This is a genomic window from Burkholderia sp. Bp8998 (assembly GCF_003854235.1).
Lineage (GTDB): Bacteria > Pseudomonadota > Gammaproteobacteria > Burkholderiales > Burkholderiaceae > Burkholderia.
Genome location: NZ_QTQF01000147.1, coordinates 1 through 816, shown reverse-complemented (window position 1 = coordinate 816; position 816 = coordinate 1). Strand labels below are relative to the sequence as shown.

Annotated in this window: 1 protein-coding gene and 1 pseudogene; both read left to right on the top strand. The window is 67.8% G+C overall.

What is annotated here, in order from left to right; all coding sequences use genetic code 11:
* A pseudogene (locus DIE06_RS37865) lies at positions 1 to 285 on the top strand (hydrolase); the annotation flags it as partial.
* 165 nt (positions 286 to 450) lie between these two features.
* The gene (locus DIE06_RS37860; RefSeq protein WP_124618205.1) at positions 451 to 618 is read left to right on the top strand and encodes a DUF1427 family protein; all 168 of its coding nucleotides are present in this window, start codon (positions 451 to 453) and stop codon (positions 616 to 618) included.
* The last annotated feature ends 198 nt before the right edge of the window (positions 619 to 816 follow it).

Here is an 816-nt window from a genome sequence, read left to right as displayed (position 1 = left end):
TACATGGTCGCCGACGCATCGGGCGGCACGTCGCAGGCCGCGCACGACTTCGCGATGCAGCGCATGGTGCAGGCGGGTGTCGTGCCCGTCACGTGGCAGCAGGTTCTGCTCGAATGGCAGCGCGACTGGGCGCGCCGCGAGAGCTACGACGCGGTGATGGCGATCGCGAAGGAGCATTCGGGCGCGTACGGGATGGGCGTCGACTATGCGTACACGATGGTCCACAAGGCCGCCGAGCGTACGCAGACGCCGCACGAGTCGCTGCCGCCCGTGCCGGCGAAGTGACGCGGATAGTCGCGACTATCGATGCCGCCGCGGCGTGTGCCATGCGCGCGCCGCGGCGGCGATACGTCAATGCGGGCGGTGTGACGCGGTTGGCCCGCGCACGCCGCCCGCGGAGTGCTTGCGGGGCGAACGCCCGCATGTCAGTTTGTTCGGGAGATTGATCGTATGGAACCTTATCTGGTTTCCCTGGGTGCGGGCCTGCTGATCGGCGTGATCTACAGTGCCATCAAGGTTCGCTCTCCCGCACCGCCGCTGATTGCCCTGGTCGGGTTGCTCGGCATGTTGATTGGCGTGCAGGCGGTCCCCGCCCTCAAGCAGCTCGTCGGCCTTTGATCGAAGTGAGGTGACGCATATGACCGCAACCGAAACCCAACCGGATCTGATTCTCCGCAATGGCAGGTTCACGACCCTCGACCGCGCGAACCCGACAGCGACCGCGGTGGCGATCGCCGCGGGCCGCTTCGTCGCGGTCGGCAGCGAAGCGGAGGTGATGCCGCTCGCGGGCCGCGCGACGAAGGTCGTCGACCTCGG